This is a genomic window from Micromonospora sp. RP3T, from assembly GCF_003027925.1.
Lineage (GTDB): Bacteria > Actinomycetota > Actinomycetes > Mycobacteriales > Micromonosporaceae > Micromonospora.
The window spans coordinates 66,682-85,865 of sequence record NZ_PYPS01000022.1; the positions used below are offsets into that span (position 1 = coordinate 66,682).

The 19,184-nt window shown below is 73.8% G+C and carries 15 protein-coding genes; 10 read left to right on the top strand and 5 right to left on the bottom strand.

What is annotated here, in order from left to right:
* Window positions 1–29: 29 nt before the first annotated feature.
* Entirely contained in the window at window positions 30–479 is a 450-nt protein-coding gene (locus tag C8054_RS18670; protein ID WP_107158085.1) for a YbaB/EbfC family nucleoid-associated protein, read from the bottom strand.
* A 208-nt stretch (window positions 480–687) separates the two neighbouring features.
* Between C8054_RS18670 and C8054_RS18675 the strand changes: the two genes are divergently transcribed.
* Window positions 688–2,250, top strand: coding sequence for an LLM class flavin-dependent oxidoreductase (locus C8054_RS18675; protein WP_107158086.1), 1,563 nt, complete (start codon window positions 688–690; stop codon window positions 2,248–2,250).
* Window positions 2,251–2,269: 19 nt separating this feature from the next.
* Here C8054_RS18675 and C8054_RS18680 read toward each other — a convergent pair whose 3' ends face one another.
* The gene (locus C8054_RS18680) at window positions 2,270–2,641 is read right to left on the bottom strand and encodes a hypothetical protein (protein WP_107158087.1); all 372 of its coding nucleotides are present in this window, start codon (window positions 2,639–2,641) and stop codon (window positions 2,270–2,272) included.
* A 161-nt stretch (window positions 2,642–2,802) separates the two neighbouring features.
* Complete coding sequence (htpG, locus tag C8054_RS18685) at window positions 2,803–4,695, bottom strand: molecular chaperone HtpG (RefSeq protein ID WP_107158088.1); 1,893 nt, start codon at window positions 4,693–4,695, stop codon at window positions 2,803–2,805.
* A 144-nt stretch (window positions 4,696–4,839) separates the two neighbouring features.
* On the opposite strand from htpG, the gene C8054_RS18690 reads away from it, so the two are divergent.
* From C8054_RS18690 to C8054_RS18700, 3 genes are read left to right on the top strand one after another with little or no spacing between them, the layout of a single operon-like run.
* Window positions 4,840–5,562 carry a FadR/GntR family transcriptional regulator gene (locus tag C8054_RS18690; protein WP_107158138.1) on the top strand — a complete coding sequence of 241 codons (723 nt, stop codon included), beginning with the start codon at window positions 4,840–4,842 and terminating at the stop codon, window positions 5,560–5,562.
* Entirely contained in the window at window positions 5,559–6,386 is an 828-nt protein-coding gene (locus tag C8054_RS18695) for a sterol desaturase family protein (RefSeq protein ID WP_107158089.1), read from the top strand. Before C8054_RS18690 ends, C8054_RS18695 begins: the two co-directional genes overlap by 4 nt.
* On the top strand, window positions 6,383–7,018 hold the full coding sequence (locus C8054_RS18700; RefSeq protein WP_107158090.1) for a lysoplasmalogenase: 636 nt from the start codon (window positions 6,383–6,385) through the stop codon (window positions 7,016–7,018). The genes C8054_RS18695 and C8054_RS18700 overlap by 4 nt, the downstream gene beginning before the upstream one ends.
* Before the next feature lie 44 nt (window positions 7,019–7,062).
* Here C8054_RS18700 and C8054_RS18705 read toward each other — a convergent pair whose 3' ends face one another.
* A complete protein-coding gene (locus tag C8054_RS18705) occupies window positions 7,063–8,121 on the bottom strand; it encodes a PKD domain-containing protein (RefSeq protein ID WP_158273870.1) in 1,059 nt (352 codons plus the stop codon).
* A 241-nt stretch (window positions 8,122–8,362) separates the two neighbouring features.
* Here C8054_RS18705 and smpB point away from each other — a divergent pair, with 241 nt between their 5' ends.
* The 6 genes from smpB to C8054_RS18735 all read left to right on the top strand — a co-directional run bounded on the left by smpB (window position 8,363) and on the right by C8054_RS18735 (window position 13,344).
* Complete coding sequence (gene smpB / locus C8054_RS18710) at window positions 8,363–8,854, top strand: SsrA-binding protein SmpB (protein ID WP_107158092.1); 492 nt, start codon at window positions 8,363–8,365, stop codon at window positions 8,852–8,854.
* Window positions 8,855–8,932: 78 nt separating this feature from the next.
* Complete coding sequence (locus tag C8054_RS18715) at window positions 8,933–9,370, top strand: VOC family protein (protein WP_107158093.1); 438 nt, start codon at window positions 8,933–8,935, stop codon at window positions 9,368–9,370.
* A 46-nt stretch (window positions 9,371–9,416) separates the two neighbouring features.
* Window positions 9,417–9,992, top strand: a complete 576-nt coding sequence (locus C8054_RS18720) for a helix-turn-helix domain-containing protein (RefSeq protein WP_107158094.1) — start codon at window positions 9,417–9,419, stop codon at window positions 9,990–9,992.
* Entirely contained in the window at window positions 9,989–11,251 is a 1,263-nt protein-coding gene (locus tag C8054_RS18725; protein WP_107158095.1) for an MFS transporter, read from the top strand. The genes C8054_RS18720 and C8054_RS18725 overlap by 4 nt, the downstream gene beginning before the upstream one ends.
* Before the next feature lie 115 nt (window positions 11,252–11,366).
* A complete protein-coding gene (locus tag C8054_RS18730; RefSeq protein ID WP_107158096.1) occupies window positions 11,367–12,602 on the top strand; it encodes a glycoside hydrolase family 16 protein in 1,236 nt (411 codons plus the stop codon).
* A gap of 106 nt (window positions 12,603–12,708) precedes the next feature.
* A complete protein-coding gene (locus C8054_RS18735) occupies window positions 12,709–13,344 on the top strand; it encodes a GNAT family N-acetyltransferase (RefSeq protein WP_107158097.1) in 636 nt (211 codons plus the stop codon).
* On the opposite strand, the gene C8054_RS18740 is transcribed toward C8054_RS18735, so the two are convergent.
* Window positions 13,304–19,084: a TIR domain-containing protein gene (locus tag C8054_RS18740; RefSeq protein WP_107158098.1), complete on the bottom strand. Its 5,781-nt coding sequence runs from the start codon at window positions 19,082–19,084 to the stop codon at window positions 13,304–13,306. The two genes, C8054_RS18735 and C8054_RS18740, sit on opposite strands and share 41 nt — an antisense overlap.
* Window positions 19,085–19,184 lie beyond the last annotated feature (100 nt).

A 19,184-nucleotide genomic window follows, 5' to 3' on the forward strand; every position in this document is an offset into this window, starting at 1 on the left:
GATGGACGAGGCGGGGCGCTGACCGCCGATCAGACCGGGCGTGCGGCGCGGGACGCGGCGGCGCGGTCGCGGCGGATCCGCGCGGCCACCTCGTGCATCGTCGCGCTGAACAGCTCCGCCTGGTCCGGCAGCCCGCCGAGCCGGGCGGCGAGCGCGTCGGCGTCCGCCCGGGCCGAGGCGCTGACCTGAGCGTCCAACTCGGCGAGCGCGGCGTTGACGGCGGCGACGACGTGCCCGCAGAGCGCCTCCAGCGGCTCGCCGGCCAGCTCCGGGTCGACCGCGACGGAATCCAGCCGGCCACCCTGGACGGCGACCGCCCGGACCCGGCCGCCGGCCGCGGCGCCCTCGGCCCGCAGCAGGTCACCCGGCTCGCCGTCGGCGTGCACGGTGGCCCGGGACCGCATCGCGGCCAACGCCTGCTGCGTGCGGGTCAGCAGCTCGTCGAGGCTCGCGGCGGCCGAGAACGCATCGTTGGTCATATCCGCGCTTTCTTCACGTCTTAGCCAAGCACCCGTGACCATAGCAACCGACGACGACGGAACCCGACCATCCGCCACCTCGGCCGGTCACCGGCGCCCCGAGCAGCACGGACGCCGACGGCCCGGCGTGTCGCGGGACGGCGGACGCCGGGCGGGCGGCGGCGCTACCGTGGGCGGGACCGGACAAGATCGCGCGAGGAGCGGGTGGATGACCGACCACGGACCCGAGCTGGCCTTCGGCAGCTTCCTCACGCCGGCCGCCGGGCAGCCCGAGCAGGTGGTGGCGCTCGCCACGCTCTGCGAGCGGGCCGGGCTGGACCTGGTCACCTTCCAGGACCATCCCTACCTGCCGGCCTTCCTGGACACCTGGACGCTGATGTCGTACGTGGCCGCCGCCACCGACCGGATCCGCCTGGCCGGCAACGTGCTCAACCTGCCGCTGCGCCAACCGGTGGTGCTGGCGCGCAGCGTCGCCAGCCTGGACCTGCTCACCGGCGGCCGGGTCGAACTGGGGCTCGGCGCGGGCGCGTTCTGGGACGGGATCGAGGCGGCCGGCGGGCGGCGGCTCTCCCCCGGCGCGGCGGTCGACGCACTCGACGAGGCGATCCGGGTCGTCCGCGAGGTGTGGGACACCGATCGGCGCGACATGATCCGCCTGCCCGGCGAGCACTACCGGGTGGTCGGGGCGAAACGCGGGCCGGCCCCGGCGCATCCGGTGGGCATCTGGGTGGGCGCGTACAAGCCGCGGATGCTGCGGCTGGTCGGCCGCGCCGCGGACGGCTGGCTGCCGTCGCTGTCGTACCTGCCGAACGGGCCGGAGGACCTGCCGGCGCTCAACGCGCTCGTCGACGACGGCGCGCGGGCCGCCGGCCGGGACCCGGGCGCGATCCGCCGGATGCTCAACGTGACCGGCACGTTCGCCCGCTCGTCCACCGGCTTCCTCGCCGGCCCGCCGGAGCAGTGGGTGGAGGAGCTGGCCGGGCTCACGCTGACGCACGGCATCACCACGTTCATCCTCGCCGCCGACGAGCCCCGCGCCATCCAACTGTTCGCGCAGGAGGTGGCGCCGGCGGTGCGGGAGCTGGTCGCGGCCGAGCGCACCACGCCCGGCAGCGGCGCCCGGGCCGTCGCCGGGGAGCAGGCCGCGACCGGCGGTCCGACCACGCTCGCGGTCACCCCCACCCCTGACCCGGGGGTACGCCTGAGCGCGCGCCGCCCCTGGGACGAGTCGACCCGGCCGGCCGCCCCGCCGGCGCCGGCCGGTCAGGTCTACCCGGCCGGTGGGCAGGCGGCCGGGCAGCACCTGGTGGACGTGCACGACCACCTGCGTCGGGAGCTGGCCCAGGTGCGCGACCTGCTCGACCAGGTCCGGCGCGGCGCGGTCTCGCCCGGTGGAGCGCGGGCCGCGCTGAACGAGATGACCATGCGGCAGAACAACTGGACGCTTGGCGCCTACTGCGCGGCCTACTGCACGGTGGTGACCCAGCACCACGGGCTGGAGGACGCCTCCATCTTTCCGCACCTGCGCCGGGCCGACGCCGGGCTGGCGCCGGTGCTGGACCGCCTGGCGGAGGAACACGTGGTGATCCACGACGTGGTGGAGAGCGTGGACCGGGCGCTGGTGGAACTGATCCGCTCCCCCGGCGACTTCACCGAACTACAGGACGCGGTGGACCTGCTCACCGACACGCTGCTGTCGCACCTGTCGTACGAGGAGCACCAGATCGTCGAGCCGCTGGCCCGCCACGGCTTCTTCCCCGGTCAGGTCTGACCGGCGGGCCCGGCCCGCACTAGAGCAGGTAGGGCGTGCAGTGGCCCCGGTTGCCGGTGACCTCGCTGAAGTTGTCCCAGGACATCCAGCCGTAGGTCTCCGTGCCCGCGACCCGGGTGTAGACCCAGAAGTTGCCGTACTCGTTGATGACCTGGCACCAGATGTAGAGCTTGGTGCCCTTGCCGAGGTAGGCGACGTTGAAGCAGTCGGAGTAGGGGGCGGTCTTGAGGTTGTAGCCCCCCTTCAGGATGCCGTACCCGTCGTCGACGTTCTGGTAGGCGGGCGAGCCACAGAAGTGGCTGGCCTGGGCGGGCGAGGCGACGGTGAGCCCCAGGGTCGTGGTGAGCAGGACGGCCGACGCGATCGCGGCCGCTGTGCGGAACAGGCGCATGACACTGATCCCCCGTGGATGAGACGACATGACCCGACCATCTTCCCATCGACGTAGATCGTTATCCCGCCCCTGTCATGAAGGGGACGAAAGGCCGACGGCGATGTTAAGCGGGGGCCCCTCCTATCGCGTAGGCGATAAGAAGGGCCCCCTCCTTGCATCTAGAGGCCGCGGGCGAGGCGGTCGGCGAGGATCCGGGTGAAGCGCGCCGGGTCGGCGAGGTCGCCACCCTCGGCGAGCAGCGCCATGCCGTACAGCAGCTCGGCGGTCTCGGTCAGCGCGGCACTGTCGCCGCCCTCGCCGTGCGCCTTGCGCAGCCCGGTGACCAGCGGGTGGGTCGGGTTCAGCTCCAGGATGCGCTTGACCTGGGGCACCTCCTGGCCCATCGCCCGGTACATCTTCTCCAGCGTCGGCGTCATGTCGTACGCGTCGCCCACCACGCAGGCCGGCGACGTGGTCAGCCGGGTGGACAGGCGCACCTCCTTGACGCTGTCGGCGAGCGCGCCGCCGAGGAAGGTGAGCAGCTCGGCGTACTCCTGCCGTTCCGCCTCGGCCTTCTCCTTCTCCTCCTCGGTCTCCAGGTCGACCTGACCCTTGGCCACCGAGCGCAGCGTCTTGGAGTCGTACGCGCCGACGCGCTCGACCCACACCTCGTCCACCGGATCGGTGAGGATCAGCACCTCGTAGCCCTTGGCCCGGAACGCCTCCAGGTGCGGGGAGTTCTCGATGGTGGCCCGGTTGTCGCCGGTGGCGTAGTAGATCTCGGTCTGGCCGTCCTTCATCCGCTCCACGTAGTCGCGCAGCGTGGTCAGCTCGGCCGGGTCGTGGGTGGAGGCGGCGCGGACCAGGTCGAGCAACGCGTCGGTGTTGTCCGCGTCCTCCAGCAGGCCCTCCTTGACCACCGGCCCGAACTCGGTCCAGAACGTGCGGTACGACTCGGCCGGCAGGCCCTTGAGCGTGGCGAGCACCTTCTTGACCAGCCGCCGCCGCACGGCGCTGATCTGCCGGTCCTGCTGGAGGATCTCGCGGGAGATGTTCAGCGACAGGTCGTGCGCGTCCACCACGCCCTTGACGAAGCGCAGGTAGTTCGGGATCAGCGCCTCGCAGTCGTCCATGATGAACACGCGCTTGACGTAGAGCTGCACGCCGCGCCGGCCCTGCGGGGAGAACAGGTCGACCGGGGCGTGCGAGGGCAGGAAGAGCAACGCCTCGTACTCGAACGTGCCCTCGCCGCGCATGTGGATGGTTTCCAGGGGGTCCGCCCAGTCGTGCGCGACGTGCCGGTAGAACTCCTTGTACTCCGCCTCGTCGACCTCGTCCCGGGACCGCGCCCAGAGCGCCTTCATCGAGTTGAGCGTCTGCTCCTCGCGGGTGGTGTCGCCGTCCTCGCCGGGCTTGTCGACGGTCATCCGGATCGGCCAGGCGATGAAGTCGGAGTAGCGCTTGACGATCTCCCGGATGGTCCGCTCGGCGGCGTAGTCGTGCAGGTTGTCCTCGGCGTCGACCGGCTTGAGGTGCAGCGTGACCGAGGTGCCCTGCGGTGCCTCCTCGACCGTCTCCACCGAGTAGGTGCCCTCGCCGGTGGACTCCCACCGGGTGCCACCGGTCTGCCCGGCGCGGCGGGTCAGCAGCGTCACCCGGTCGGCGACCATGAAGGTGGCGTAGAAGCCGACGCCGAACTGGCCGATCAGCTCCTGCGAGGCGGCGGCGTCCTTCGACTCGCGCAGCTTGCGCAGCATCTCGGCGGTGCCGGACTTGGCGATGGTGCCGATCAGCGCCACCACCTCGTCGCGGGACATGCCGATGCCGTTGTCCCGCACGGTCAGCGTGCGGGCCTCGGCGTCGGTCTCGATCTCGATGTGCAGGTCGGACGTGTCGGCCGACAACTCCTTGTCGACAAGCGACTCCAGCCGCAGCTTGTCCAGCGCGTCGGACGCGTTCGAGATGAGTTCACGCAGGAAGACGTCCTTGTTCGAGTAGATCGAGTGCACCATCAGCTGCAACAGCTGACGCGCCTCGGCCTGGAACTCCAACGTCTCGACCCGGTCGCTCACACCGACTCCCTTCACCGTGGCGGTCCTACCGCGAAAAGGATACGAGGCGTGACCGCGACGGTACCCACCGGCCGGGCCGGCCCGGGAAATCAAACTGGTCCAACCAGTTGACGGGTTGATGTGTCCGGGGCCACACTGCTGGCCATGGCCTTCACCCCCGCGCCGCGCGCCTCGGTCTCCGACCACGTCTTCGGCCAGCTCCGCGACGCCATCGTGGCCGGGCGCCACCGGCCCGACGAGACGCTGCCCGGCGAGCGGGAGCTGGCCGCCGCGTTCGCGGTGAACCGGCACGCGGTGCGCGAGGCGCTGCGCCGGCTGCAACAGCTCGGCCTGGTCCGGGTCAGCCAGGGCGGCGCGACCCGGGTGCTCGACTGGCGGGTGCACGCCGGGCTCGACCTGGCGTTGTCGCTGGCCCGCTCCGGCGACGTACTCCCGGTCGAGACGCTGGTGCGCGACATGCTGGAGATGCGGGCCTGCGTCGGCGTCGACGCGGCCCGGCTCTGCGCCGAACGCGGCGACGAGGCGGTGGTCGCCGCGCTGGTCCGGGCCGCCGAGGAGTACGGCGCGCTCGCGCCGGACCTGGACCGGATGGCCGAGGCGAACATCCGCATCTGGCGGCTGGTGGTGCGGGGCAGCGGCAACACCGCCTACCAGTTGGCCTTCAACAGCCTGGTCGCCGGCACGTTCGCGGTCGGTGACGTCCCCCCGGACGCCCGCGCCGCCGAGCTGCTCGACGTCGCCGGACACCGCCGGCTCGCCGCGGCGGTCGCGTCCGGCCGGGGCGAGGCGGCGGCCCGGCAGGCCCGGGCGCTGCTGACCGCCCCGGTCACCCCCATCCCCACCACCGGAAGGGAAGCGCGCGCATGATCCCCGCCGTGCTGTACGCCGTCCCGGCGTTCCTGCTGCTGATCGTGATCGAGGCGGCCTCCTACCGCTTCCTGCCCGACGACGAGGAACGCGGCTACGAGCTGCGCGACACCACCACCAGCCTGTCGATGGGGCTGGGCAGCCAACTCATCGGCTTCCCGTGGAAGCTGCTCACGGTCGGCCTCTACGCGGCGCTGTGGACGGTCGCGCCGGTGCACCTGTCCCCCGGCGACTGGTGGACCTGGGCGATCGTCTTCTTCGCCGACGACCTGGCCTACTACTGGTTCCACCGGTCCCACCACGAGGTGCGGGTGCTCTGGGCCAGCCACGTGGTCCATCACTCCAGCGTCCACTACAACCTCTCCACCGCGCTGCGGCAGAGCTGGACGCCGATGACCTCGCTGCCGTTCTGGCTGCCGCTGGCGTTGCTCGGCATCCCGCCGTGGATGATCTTCCTCCAGCAGTCGATCAGCCTGCTCTACCAGTTCTTCCTGCACACCGAGCGGGTGGGCCGGCTGCCCCGGCCGATCGAGTGGGTGTTCAACACCCCGTCGCACCACCGGGTCCACCACGGCTCGAACACCGAGTACCTGGACCGCAACTACGGCGGCATCCTGATCGTGTGGGACCGGCTGTTCGGCAGCTTCGCGCCGGAGCGGGCCGCGGTGCGCTACGGGCTGACGAAGAACATCGGCACCTACAACCCGCTGCGGGTGGCGACGCACGAGTTCGCCGCGATCTGGTCCGACGTCCGCCGGGCCACCTGCTGGCGGCACCGGCTCGGCTATCTGCTCGGCCGTCCCGGCTGGCAGCCGGCCCGGTGAGGCGTTCCTGGCTGACCCTGTTCGGGCTCGTCGCCGCGGTCGAGCTGGTCGGGGTGGCGCTCGACTCGACGGTGCTCCAGTGGCTGGCCAAGCCGCTGCTGGCGCCGGTGCTGCTGGCGTACCTCTGGCGGTGCAGGCGCCGGTGGGACGCGGTGGCGACCGGGCTGGTCGCCGCCACCGCCGGGGACGTGGCGCTGCTCGTGCCCGGCCGGGCCGCGTTCCTGGCCGGCATGGGGTTCTTCCTGGTCGCGCAGCTCGCCTTCCTGACCGGCTTCCGGCGTCACGGCCGAGCGCCGGTGCCCGCGTGGGCCGGCTACCTGGTCGCCTGGGCGGCCGGGAACGCGCTGCTGTGGGGCACGCTGGGGCCGCTGCGGCTGCCGGTGCTCGGCTACAGCCTGGCGCTGTGCCTGATGGCCGCCGCCGCGACCGGGGTGTCCGCGCGGGTCGCGGCCGGCGGCGCGTTCTTCCTCGTCTCCGACCTGCTCATCGGCGTGGGCGCGGCCGGCGTCGAGCTGCCCGGTGCGGGCCTGCTGGTGATGGGCACCTACTGCGCCGCGCTGCTGCTGATCACCACCGGCTGGGTGGCGGCCCGCGCCGACGCGCCCCGCGTGCCGGTGGCGGTCCCCGCCTGACCGGTGGCGGTGCGCGCGGGCCGCGCGCACCGCCACCGGCGCGGTCAGCGGATCCGGACCGGGGCGGAGAGCAGCTCGTTGTCCGCCGGGAGCGCATCCCGGTGGTCGCGCAGCTCGGCCCTCGCCCGGAACGTGACCTTGCCGGCCGCAGCGTCCTCCGGCGTCACCGTGTACGCGAACGAGAACGACGTGCTCCCGCTCCGCGCCGGCACCGGGCGGGTGTCGACCCCCACCTCCTCGTACCCGAACGGGCCGCTGCGGTGGAGCCGGACGTCGACGTTCTCGTCGTAACGGGTGTTCCGCACGTCGACGGTGACGCCGACGCGCTGCCCGGCGCGGGCGGTCGAGGGGGTGTTCAGCTTGACGACCGCCACGTCGTGGGTTCGGACCACCGACGTGTGGGTGGCCGAGGCGGTGCGCCCGTCGACAGTGCGCGCGGTCAACCGCACCTGGTGGTCGCCGTCGCCGGTGAAGCGGTGGCGGGGGTACTGCTCGGTCGAGGTGGTGCCGTCGCCGAAGTCCCAGCGCAGCGAACCCAGGTCGATGCCCAGGCCGGCCGGGTCGTACAGGCGGGGCCAGAACGCGACCTCGTCGAAGACGGTCCACTCCACCGGGGCGACGTCGAAGTCGACCTCCGGCGCCGGCGCCACGTCCAGCCGGAACGTGGTCTGCTCGACGTGGTTGGCGCCGATCCGGAACAGGTAGGTGGTGCCGGCCCGCGCGGGGAACGTCACCGGCGTCCCCGCGTAGGTGGGCCGGCAGGAGACCTCCGTGAGAGCGTCGAGGGAGTCGCCCGTGTAGACCGCGACTCCGAGATGGTCCGGCCCGGTGCCGGCGGTCACCAGCCGGTCCACGGTCGGGGTGTACGAGTACCAGACCGTCCGGTCGGTCTCGAAGCAGGACGACGGCTCGCCCTCCTGCACGGTGGCGGCGCTGAGGTCCTGGACGCCCACGAACGGCAGCGCGCCGACCGGCGACGCGCCGGCCAGGTTGTCGTTGACCGGCGGATCGACGGCGGCTGACGCCGACGTCGCGGACGCCGCCAGTAGTGCGATCACGCCCGGCACCGCGACAGCGAGTCGGGCGAGTTGACTGTTGAGCACGTTTCCTCCCAGGGCCCCGTGTCCCTTGTGGATGTGACCGGGCCACGGTAGGCGTCCGCGTCCTAACGCCGGGCTAACGGAGGCTCCTCCTCCGCCTAAGCCCCACGCCCCCGCCCCACCCCGCGCCGCACGCGCTGATTCACGGAAAGGGCGGCCATCGCGGGTGGAATAGCCGCAGTTTCCGTGAATCGGGCCCGGCGGGGGCGGGCGGACGGGGCGGCGGGCTGGGTATTCTGCCGGCGTGGCCAGGGAGAACGGGCGCAAGGCGATCGCCTCGAACAAGAAGGCGCGGCACGACTACGACATCCTCAAGACCTACGAGGCGGGCATCGTGCTGGCCGGCACCGAGGTGAAGTCGCTGCGCGAGGGGCGGGTGTCGCTCGTCGACGCGTTCGCCCAGGAGCGCGACGGCGAGCTGTGGCTCTACGGGCTGCACATCGCCGAGTACGGCTTCGGCACCTGGACGAACCACGCGCCCCGGCGCACCCGCAAGTTGCTGCTGCACCGGGTGGAGATCGCCCGGATCCTGGAGAAGCTGCGCGACGGTGGGGTCACGCTGGTGCCGCTGTCGATGTATTTCGCCGACGGCTGGGCCAAGGTCGAGCTGGGCCTGGCCCGGGGGCGTCGGTCATACGACAAGCGTCAGGCGCTCGCCGAGCGGGACGCCAAGCGGGAGATCGCCCGGGAGATGGGGCGGCGGCTCAAGGGCCGGACGACGACGCGCCGGACGTGACGCTCCCGCGGGTCGCGGTCAGCTCCTGACCGCTACGTCGGGAAGGCTGGCCGGGACCCGAGGAGAAGGAGAGCCGCGATGGGCCTCGACGTGCAATTCACCTTCGACTGCGCCGACCCGGCCGCACTGGCCACGTTCTGGGCCGAGGCGCTCGACTACCGGGTGCAGGGGCCGCCGGACGGCTTCGACTCGTGGGAGGCGGCGCTGACCGCGTTCGGCGTGCCGCCGGAGCGGCACGGCGACGCCTCGGCCGTGGTCGACCCCGAGGGCACCGGGCCACGGCTGTTCTTCCAGCGGGTGCCGGAGCCGAAGCGGGGCAAGAACCGGGTGCACCTCGACGTCCGGGCCGCGCCCGGGCTGACCGGAGCGGCCCGGATGGCGGCGCTGGAGACGGCGGCCGACCGGCTGGTGGCGCTCGGGGCGACCCGGGTGGCCCGGCACGAGCCCGTTCCGCCGCTGGACGCCGGGCACCTGGTGCTGGCCGATCCGGAGGGCAACGAGTTCTGCCTCGACTAGTACAAGACATCTTGTACTTCATCTCTTGTCGGTCTAGCGTGGCGGCATGGCGGACCAGCCGAACCACGTGCACCTGACCGACCCGCGGGCCATGCGGGCGCTGGCCCATCCCACCCGGCTGCGGCTGCTGGGCGAGCTGCGCCTGCGTGGCCCGCAGACCGTGGGCATGTTGAGCGAGCGCACCGGCGAGGCGGTCGGCTCGGTCAGCTACCACGTCGGCAAGCTGGCCGAGCACGGCTTCGTGACCGAGGCCTCCGACCTGGCCCGCGACCGCCGTGAACGGTGGTGGCGGGCGGCGCACGCCACCACCGACTGGGACCCGGTCGAGCTGCTCGACGACCCGGAACGCCGGCTCGCCGGCGACCTGCTGCGCCGCGCCGCGATGGAGCGGTACGTGGCCCGCTACCAGGCCTACCTGGAGTCGGAGGCGAGCCTCGACCTGGCCTGGGTGCGCGGCACCACCAGCAGCGACACGGTGCTGCACCTGACCCCCGACGAGCTGGGCGAGCTGCGCGACGAGCTGTCCGAGCTGGGCCGACGCTGGCAGGCGCGCGGCACGCCCGGCCGGCCGGGCGCGGAGATGGTCACGCTGATCTGGCAGGCCTACCGGGGGCCGCAGTGACCCGGGACCGCCGGCCGCTGGTCGGGCTGCTGGTCGGGCACGCCGTCTCGCTGACCGGCAACGTGCTGACGCTCATCGCGCTGCCGCTCTACGTGCTCGCCGAGACCGGCTCGCCGGCGGCCACCGGGCTGGCCGGCGCGTTCGCCACCGCACCGGTGGTGCTCGGCGGCGCGTTCGGCGGCGTGCTTGTCGACCGGATCGGGTACCGCCGGTCCAGCGTGCTGGCCGACGTGGTCTCCGGCGTGACGGTCGCCGCCGTGCCGCTGCTGCACTCCACCGTCGGCCTGCCGTTCCCGGCGCTGCTGGCGCTGGTCTTCGTCAGCGGGCTGCTGGACACGCCGGGCCAGACCGCCCGCACCGCGTTGCTGCCGGAGGCGGCGACCGCGGCCGGGGTGCCGATCGAACGGGCGATCGGCTGGCACGAGGCGACGTCGCGGGGCGCGCGCATGATCGGGGCTCCGGTGGCCGGTCTGCTGGTCGGCGTGCTGGGCGCACTGCCGGTGCTGGCCGTGGACGCGGCCACATTCGCCGTCTCGGCGCTGGTCGTGACGCTGCTGGTGCCGCGCGGCCTGCGCCCCTCCACCGAGGAGGCCGAGCCGGAGACCGGCGGCTACTGGCGACAGTTCGCCGCCGGGCTGCGCTTCCTGGCCCGGGAGCCGCTGCTGCGCGCCATGGTGCTGCTGGTGCTGGTCACGAACCTGTTCGACGCGGCCAAGAGCAACGTGCTGCTACCGGTGGTGGCCAATCGCGACCTGGGCGGGCCGGCCGCGTTCGGCCTGCTGGTCGGCGTCATGGGCGGCGGCGCGCTGATCGGCTCGTTGGTGTTCAGCGCGATCGGGCACCGGCTGCCCCGCCGGGCCACGTTCGTCACCGCGTACGCGATCTGCGGCGCGCCGCCGCTGTGGGCCCTCGCCGCCGCGCCGCCGCTGCCGGTGGTGGTCGCGATCGTCGCGGTGGCCGGGCTGGCCGCCGGCGCGCTCAACCCGCTGATGGGCGCGGTGGAGTTGGAACGGGTGCCGGCGGCCATGCGGGCCCGGGTGTACGGGGTGATCGGCGCCGGCGCCTGGGCGGCGATGCCATTGGGCGCGTTGGGCGCCGGGCTGGCCGCCGACCGGTTCGGCACCACGCCCACGCTGGTCATCATGGGCACCTGCTACCTGCTGGTGGTGCTGACCCCGCTGCTCGGCGGCCCATGGCGCGGGATGCGCCGACCGGCGCCGACGCCGCGGCGTGCCGTGCCGGAGGAAGCGCTCTCTTGACAACGGGTGGCTTCGTTCATACCTTCATCGAAGGTTATCTCTATAGTTTGTTTACCGTTCCGCGGGGCCGGCCACCCGGACGGTAGGCGGACCCACCACCGCAGGAGGCACCCCCGTGCGCAGCATCCGTACCCTCGCCGCCCTGGCGATGGCGGCGGTCGGCCTCACGGCCGCCCTCACCACCGTCCCGACCACCCCGGCGATGGCCGCCCCCGGCGCGGTCACCTGGTCCGACGACTTCACCGGCCCGGCCGGCGCCGCCCCCGACGCGAGCAAGTGGCGTTACGACATCGGCGGCGGCGGTTGGGGCAACAACGAGTTGCAGTACTACACCAACAGCACCCGCAACGCCGCGCTCGACGGCAACGGCAACCTGGTCATCACCGCCCGCAAGGAGAACCCGGCCGGCTACGGCTGCTGGTACGGAAGCTGCCAGTACACCTCGGCCCGGCTGCTCACCAACGGCACGTTCGCCCAGGCGTACGGCCGGTTCGAGGCGCGCATCAAGATCCCGCGCGGGCAGGGGCTGTGGCCGGCGTTCTGGATGCTCGGCAACGACATCGGCAGCAACCCGTGGCCCAACAGCGGCGAGATCGACATCATGGAGAACGTCGGCTACGCCCCGTCCACGGTGTGGGGCACGCTGCACGGACCGGGCTACTCCGGCGCCAACGGCATCGGGGCGTCCACCTCGCTGCCGAACGGCCAGGCGCTCGCCGACGCGTTCCACACCTTCGCCGTCGACTGGGCCCCCGACTCGATCACCTGGTACCTCGACGGCGTGGCCTACTCCCGCAAGACGCCGGCCGACGCGGGCGGCAACCGCTGGGTCTTCGACCACCCGTTCTTCATGATCATGAACGTGGCGGTCGGCGGAAACTGGCCCGGCTCGCCGGACGGCTCCACCACGTTCCCGCAGACCATGACCGTCGACTACGTCCGCGTGCAGGCCTGGGACACCGGCGGCGGGGGCACCGGCGGGCCGATCGTCGGGTACGGCGACAAGTGCGTCGACGTCGCCAGCGCGAGCACCGCCAACGGCACCGCCGTGCAGCTCTGGACCTGTAACGGCACCGCCGCCCAGCGCTGGACCTGGAACGCCGACGGCTCGGTGCGCGCGCTCGGCAAGTGCCTCGACGTGGCCTCCGGGTCCACCGCCAACGGCGCCAAGGTGCAGCTCTACGACTGCAACGGCACCGGCGCGCAGAAATGGGTGTTCAGCGCCGCCGGTGACATCGTCAACCCGCAGGCCAACAAGTGCCTGGACGCCACCGGCAACAGCTCGGCCGACGGCACCCGGTTGCAGATCTGGGAGTGCGGCGGCACCGCCAACCAGAAGTGGCGGCGCTGACCGGCCGGTGAGCCGGGGCGGGCGGCGCCCACCGTCCGCCCCGGCGCCCGCCCCGCCGGTACGATGACGCGGCGCCATCCCACCCCTCTTCCGAGACGGCGACGCCATGAGCGGGTTCACCACCGGAACCGTCCCCACCGCCCGGCTGCTCCTGCTGCCGCTGGCCGTCGCGCACGCCGAGGAGATGGCCGCCGTGCTCGCCGACCCGGCGTTGCACACCTTCATCGGCGGCAGCCCCGCCGACCCGGCGGCGCTGCGCGCCCGCTACGAGCGGCTGGTCGCCGGCTCCCCCGACCCGGGCGAGTCGTGGTGCAACTGGGTCATCCAGCTCCGCGACGACGGCCCGCTGGCCGGGTTCGTCCAGGCGACCGTCACCGCACCCGAGGGGCCGCGCCGGCACGCGGCCACGGCGAGCGCCCGGGCGGTCGGGCACCGGCACCGCGACGACACCGAACCGGTCGTCGCCGGGCCGGTCGCGGAGATCGCCTGGGTGGTGGGCACGCCCTGGCAGGGGCGCGGCATCGCCACCGAGGCCGCCCGGGGAATGGCCGGCTGGCTCGGGCGACGCGGTGTGCGTACCCTCGTGGCCCACATCCATCCCGACCACCGCGCGTCGGCGGCGGTGGCCACCGCCTGCGGCCTGGCCCCGACGGACGGGTGGCACGACGGCGAGGTCCGCTGGACGGGCCCGGCGGGGGCGGTCAGAAGGGGGCGTCGACGGCCAGCCGGCGGACCTGGGTGAGGTAGGGGTCCAGTTCGCCGACCTCGAAGCGGCAGGTGCCGATGACGTGCCAGAACTGGCCGCCCGGGTCGCCGTCCAGCTTGTAGCGGCCGTCCGGGCTGACCGCCGCCCAGCCGTCCGGCAGACCGATCAGCGTGGTCCGCAACTGGGCGTGCTCCGGGTCGGCCACGTCCCACAGCCGGACCGTGCCGTCGTCGCCGGCGCTGGCCAGCAGGCTGCTGTCCGGGCTGAAGTGCACCGACCAGACCCGCCGGGTGTGCGCGGCGAGGGTGCCGTGCAGCCGCCCGGTGCCCGGGTCCCAGAGCCGGATCACCAGGTCGTCGCCAGCGGTGGCGAGCAGGTTGCCGTCCGGACTGAACGCGCACGACCAGAGCCGGCCGGTGTGCTCGGTGAGCACCGTGCGCGCCTCCCCGGTGGCCACGTCCCACACCACCGCGGTGCCGTCGTTGCCGGCGCTGGCCAGCAGCGTTCCCTCGCTGTTGAAGCCGATCGAGTAGACCCGGTCGGTGTGGTGCTCCAGGGTCAGCCGGCAGGTGGCGGTGGCCGCGTCCCACAGCCGGACCGTCTGGTCGTCGCAGCCGGTGGCGATGGTCTCGCCGTCCGGGCTGAACGCCACCGTGCGGACCCGGCCCCGGTGCGGGGTGAGCGTGGCGAAGTGCCGGCCGGTGCGGCGGTACCAGAGGCGGACCGTGTCGTCGTCGTTCGCGGTGGCCAGGGCGTCGCCGTCGGGGCTGAACGCGACCGCCCAGACGTGGTCGGTGTCCACGTTGAGTTCCCGCTCGTCCGCGCCGGTGTCGGTGTTCCACAGGTGCACGCCGCCGTCGCCGCTGGGCGTGGCGACCAGCGGCTCGTCCGGGCAGAAGACCACCGAGAGCAGGCGGTCGGCGGGGGTGGCGAGCTGCCGCAGCAGGCGGCCGGTGCGCGGCTCCCAGAGCCGGACCACGCCGTCGTTGCCGCAGGCGGCCAACACCTCCCCGTCGTCGCGGAAGGAGAGCGCGGTGACCCGCCGGCCGTGCCCGCGCAGCGTGTGCTGGAGCTGCCCGCTGCGCACGTCCCACAGCCGGGTGGTGCCGTCGTTGCTGCTGGTCGCCACCTGGTTCTGGTCCGGCCGCCAGACCACCGGCCACACCGAGCCGCGGTGCCGGGTCAACTCGTGCCGTACCTGGCCGTCGGCGGTGTCCCAGAGCTGGATCGCGCCGTCGCTGGCGGCGGTGGCGAGCAGGCTGCCGTCACCGTTGAACCGGACGCTGTAGATCGCGCCGCGCTGCCGGCCGAGCACCCGGACCGGCCGGCCGGTCTCGGTCTCCCACAGCCGCAGCGCGCCGTGCGTGTCGCCGGTGGCCATCAGCGTGCCGTCGGGGCTGATGTCCAGCGCGTACACGTCGGCCTCGTGGCCGCGCGGCTGCCGCAGCAGCTCGCCGTCGGTGGCCCGGCGCACCCAGACCCGGCCGTGCTGCCCGACGGCGGCCAGCAGCCGGCCGTCCGGCGAGTGCACCACCCGGTAGACCACCTCCGGCTCCCGCACCTCGAACGCGAGCCGGCCGGTGTGGATGTCCCAGCCGCGGACCGCGCCGGCGCTGTCCACCACCACCACCCGCCGGCCGTCCGGACTGAACGAGGTGCCCCAGATCGGCGCGTCGTGCCCCGGCCACTCGTGGCGCAGCCGGGCGGTGCGGGTGTCGAAGAGCCGGACCACGCCGGCCGCGTCGCCGACCACCAGCCGGCCCCGCCGCTCGTCGGTGAGCAGCGGCCACACCCAGCCCGCGAAGACGTCCTCGATGACGTGCCGCACGTCGCCGTGGTCGGCGTCCCACAGCCGTACGGTCAGGTCGGCCGCGCCGGTGACGAGCTGGTGCGAGGCGGCGTCGTAGCGCACCGCGTACACCCGGGACCGGTGCCCCTGGAGCGTGCGCACCGGCAGCCCGGTGGCCGTGTCGCAGAGCAGCACGCCACCGTCGTCGCTGCCCACCGCCAGCACCGCGCCGTCCGGGCTGTACGCCACCGGCACCGGCAGCCGGCCCACCTCGAAGCCGTACCCGACGCCCACCGCGGGCGGCGCCAGCCCGGGCGCGACCGGCCGGCCCGGCGCGACGACCGCGCCACGCAGCTCCGGCGCGCGCAGCAACGCCGGGTCGGCGCTCACGTCGATCAGCGCGGTGCGGTGCCAGCTACTGCCGCCGATCCGCGCGCCACGCAGGTCGGCCCGGAACAGCCGCGCGCCGGCCAGCTCCGCGCCACGCAGGTCCGCCCCGGCGAGCCGCGCCTGGTCCAGCCGCGCGCCACGCAGCCTGGCGTGCTCCAGCCGCGCCTCGGTCAGGTTCGTCGCCACCAGCCGGGTGTCGGTGAGGTCCGCGCCGGTCAGGTCCGCGCCGGCGAGTTCCCGGTGCGACAGGTCCTCGCCGCGCAGCACCGCGCCGCGCAGGTCGGCCCGGTCGGGCAGGCGCAGCCGGGCGGACAGCCGCAGCGCGTTCGCGCGCAGCGTCTCGCCGGCCGACTCGTCGCCGAGCACCCGGGCCGTCCACGCGGTGCAGCGGGCCGGGTCGGCGAGGTCGCCGAGGAACTCCACGGCCAGCGCGGACAGCGACCGGACCGCCAGCGCGGTCGGCTCCTCACCCCGGTTGAGCTGCTCGGCGACGCCGTCGGCGACCAGCCACTCCATCACCGAGGTGTGGATGAAGCCGAACAGCCCGTCGTCGGTGCGGACCAGCAGGCTGCCCGCGCCGACCGCGTGCGCGGCCTGCGGGCCGGACAGCCGCGACTCGGCCCGCCCGGCGAGCTGGCCGGTGGACTCGGTCAGCTCGGCGAGCCGCAGGTAGGACTCGCCGCTCTCCCAGAGCTGGAACGCCAACCGGCTCACCGCCTGCCACAGCTCCGGCCGGCGCAGGCTGACCGGGGCCCCCGGGATGCCCTGGGTGCGCCGCTCCTCGAAGTCCAGCCAGGACTCCAGGATCTCCCGGTAGAGCGCGGCGGCGCTGAACGTGCCGCCGGCGCCGGCCACCGCGGCCAGCCGCCCCTCGTCCAGGTTGGCGATGAACCCGAGCATGCGCGGGTTACGGGACAGGCCGAGCAGATCCTTGACGCCGGCCAGCAGGCTCATCCGCTCGCGGGCGGCGGCCTCGTCGCCGTCGTAGCGGTGCCGCAGGAACGCCTCGATCTGGCCGGGGGTGAAGTCCTCCACCGCCAGCACCCGGCGGTGCGGCAGCAGCCCGACCCGCTCGCCCAACGCGGTCAGCACCTGCGAGTTGGTCTTGAAGTGCTGGGTCCGGCTGCTCACCACGATCTTCGCCGCGCCCTCGGCGGCCTGGAGCAGCGTCTCCAGGTGGTCGGCCGCCCGGTCGTAGGTCACCCGGGCCACCAGTTCGTCGAACCCGTCGAAGAGCAGCACGATCCGGCCCTGCCGCAGCATGTACCGGAACGCCTTGAGGTCGATCACCTGCTCACCGTGGTTGGCCAGGTGCGCGGCGACCAGGCCGTCCACCGAGTGTGCCTTGTCCAACGCGCGCAGCTCGACCAGGATCGGGATCAGGTCCGGTGCGGCGGTCGGCAGCCGGCGGGCCACCTCCCGCAGCGCGAACGTCTTGCCCCGGCCGAAGTCGCCGAGCACCAGCACGAACCGGCCGTCCGGGGCGGAGACGGTCTCCAGCAGCTCGTCCACCACGTCCTCGCGGACCCGCTGGTCCGCGCCGACCAGGTGGCGGTAGCGCTGGGGGACGTACTGCCCGGGCGGGTAGAGCCGGTCGGCCTGGAGCCGGGCGGTCTGCGCGGCCACGTAGTCGCGCAGGTCCAGCAGGCCCTGGAACTCGGTCAGGTGCAGCACGCGTACGCCGCGCCGCTGCGCCTCCTCGGCCAGCCCGCGCGGCACCCGGTCGCCGTCGTAGACCAGCTCGGACCCGATGTCCGGGTCGGTGGCGTGCACCCGACGGGCGAACCGGTCCACGTCGTCCGGCCCCGGCGTGCCCACGTGCGCGCCGACCCGCTGCTGCCGGACCACCCCGTCGGAGCGGTAGCTGACGTACAGGTGCGGCGGGTCGCCCTCGACGCGCCGCACCACCACCCGGTCGTAGCGGGCCTCGCACACCTCGGCGAGCCGGTCCAGCAGCCGCTCCACCGGCGCCGCCGGCGTCGCCGCCGCGGCCGGCGCCCCGCCCTGGGTGGCGCCCTCCACCAGGGTCGGTCGCCTCGGGTCGGGCACCTGGGCCGGGCCGGCCGCGCCGAACGTGGCCTCGGCGCGAGGCCAGCTCACCGCCGTCGACTCGCCGACGTCCAGGCGGTCGTCGCGGCCCAGCACCCAGCGGGTCATCCCGTCCGCGCCGAGCCGCAGCACCTGCGCCCGACCGTCGCGCGGCGCGGCGGCCAGCGGCACCACCGGGTCGACCCGGCCGGCCGGCGCCGCGTCGGAGATCAGCAGGTTGAGCATCGGGCCGACCAGCCGGTTGACCGAGCCGCGGTCGCGCAGCGACACCCGGTCCGGCGGGGCCTCGTCGGCGTACGGGCTGCGCGGGCCGGGGGCGTGCGCCATCGCGCCCAGCCGCAGCCAGCCGGACTGCTGGTAGTGGCGCAGCCGCTGGGCGAACCAGCTCGACTGGGCCTCGCCGAGGAAGCCGTAGCGGTCCTCCTCGCGGTGGGTGATGGCGATGGTGGAGTTCAGCCCGGCCACCACCACCCGCAGGTCGGGGATTCCGAACAGCGTCCAGGGCTGTTCGCTGTCGAAGAGCCGGTCGTCGAGCCCCTGGTAGAGGTCGTCGAAGAGCCGCGCGTAGTGCCGCCACTTGGGCCAGTAGGGCGGTTGCGGGTCGACGTCGTCGGCCTCGCAGGTGGCGAAGTACGCCCGGCAGGCGGCCATCGTCACGTCCCGTGGGCCGGGCACCACCACGAGGCGGTGCGGTTCCAGGCCGAGCAGCACCCGCAGCCCGGTGAGGAAGCTCAACGCGTCGGAGAACTCGCGCGGGCTGCCCGACTCGGTCAGGTTGCCGGCCACCACCAGCAGGTCGGGTCGGGGCACCCCGTCGTTCATCAGCAGCGTCAGGTCACCCATCAGGTGCTCCTGCACCTCGCCGGGGGTGACCGGGGCGCCGGGGTCGAGCACGCCGCGGCCGAACCGGGGCCCGGCCACCTGGAGCACCGTGACGGTGTCGCGCGCTGTCGGCGGCGCCACCGCGGCCGGCGGGAACGGCGGCGGGTTGATCGGGGTACGCCGGGGGCGGCGCTGCGCGGGCGCCCCCGCGGCGGGCGCGGCGAGCAGCCCGGCCGGATCGTCCGGGTGGTGCGGGAACGCCGGTTGCCGCATCGGCTTGGCCCGACCGTCGAGCGCCTCCCGGATCCGGTCCAGCACCCGGGCGCGCGCCTGCGCCGGGTCGTCCACGCCGACCAGGTCGACGTAGGTGATGGTGGCGAGCAGGCCGTCGATCGGGCAGTCCTCGACCCGCACGGTGACCAGCTTGTTGCCGGTGCCGTCCGGATCGGCGCGCAACGCCGCCTGCCACTCCAGCTTGCCGTACGTGGAGTGCAGGTAACGTTCGGACAGCACCGCCACCACCACCTCGGCCTCGCGGACCCCGCGGTCCATGAAGTCGATGAAGTTGGTGCCGGCCACGAAGTCCCACGCCTGGATCATCGTGCGGTAGCCGGCGGTCTCGAACTCCCACGCCAGCCACGTCGCCCAGCGTTCGTCGGCCGGCGAGTAGCTGATGAAGAAGTCGATGGGGCGGTCGGACCGGGTGGGGTGCGCGCCTACAGCCACGTGGTCATTATGACCACCGACGGTCAACAGATCGACACCCTCGGGCAGCTCGGTATGCCGCCCCGCGTCGGGCCGGACCGGTCGGGGCGGATGTGCGAGG

Excerpts from the sequence above, each read along its gene's own strand:
- C8054_RS18670 (WP_107158085.1), bottom strand. The coding sequence starts at position 479 with ATGACCAACGATGCGTTCTCGGCCGCCGCGAGCCTCGACGAGCTGCTG.
- C8054_RS18675 (WP_107158086.1), top strand. The coding sequence starts at position 688 with ATGACCGACCACGGACCCGAGCTGGCCTTCGGCAGCTTCCTCACGCCG.
- C8054_RS18680 (WP_107158087.1), bottom strand. The coding sequence starts at position 2,641 with ATGCGCCTGTTCCGCACAGCGGCCGCGATCGCGTCGGCCGTCCTGCTC.
- C8054_RS18690 (WP_107158138.1), top strand. The coding sequence starts at position 4,840 with ATGGCCTTCACCCCCGCGCCGCGCGCCTCGGTCTCCGACCACGTCTTC.
- C8054_RS18695 (WP_107158089.1), top strand. The coding sequence starts at position 5,559 with ATGATCCCCGCCGTGCTGTACGCCGTCCCGGCGTTCCTGCTGCTGATC.
- C8054_RS18715 (WP_107158093.1), top strand. The coding sequence starts at position 8,933 with ATGGGCCTCGACGTGCAATTCACCTTCGACTGCGCCGACCCGGCCGCA.
- C8054_RS18720 (WP_107158094.1), top strand. The coding sequence starts at position 9,417 with ATGGCGGACCAGCCGAACCACGTGCACCTGACCGACCCGCGGGCCATG.
- C8054_RS18735 (WP_107158097.1), top strand. The coding sequence starts at position 12,709 with ATGAGCGGGTTCACCACCGGAACCGTCCCCACCGCCCGGCTGCTCCTG.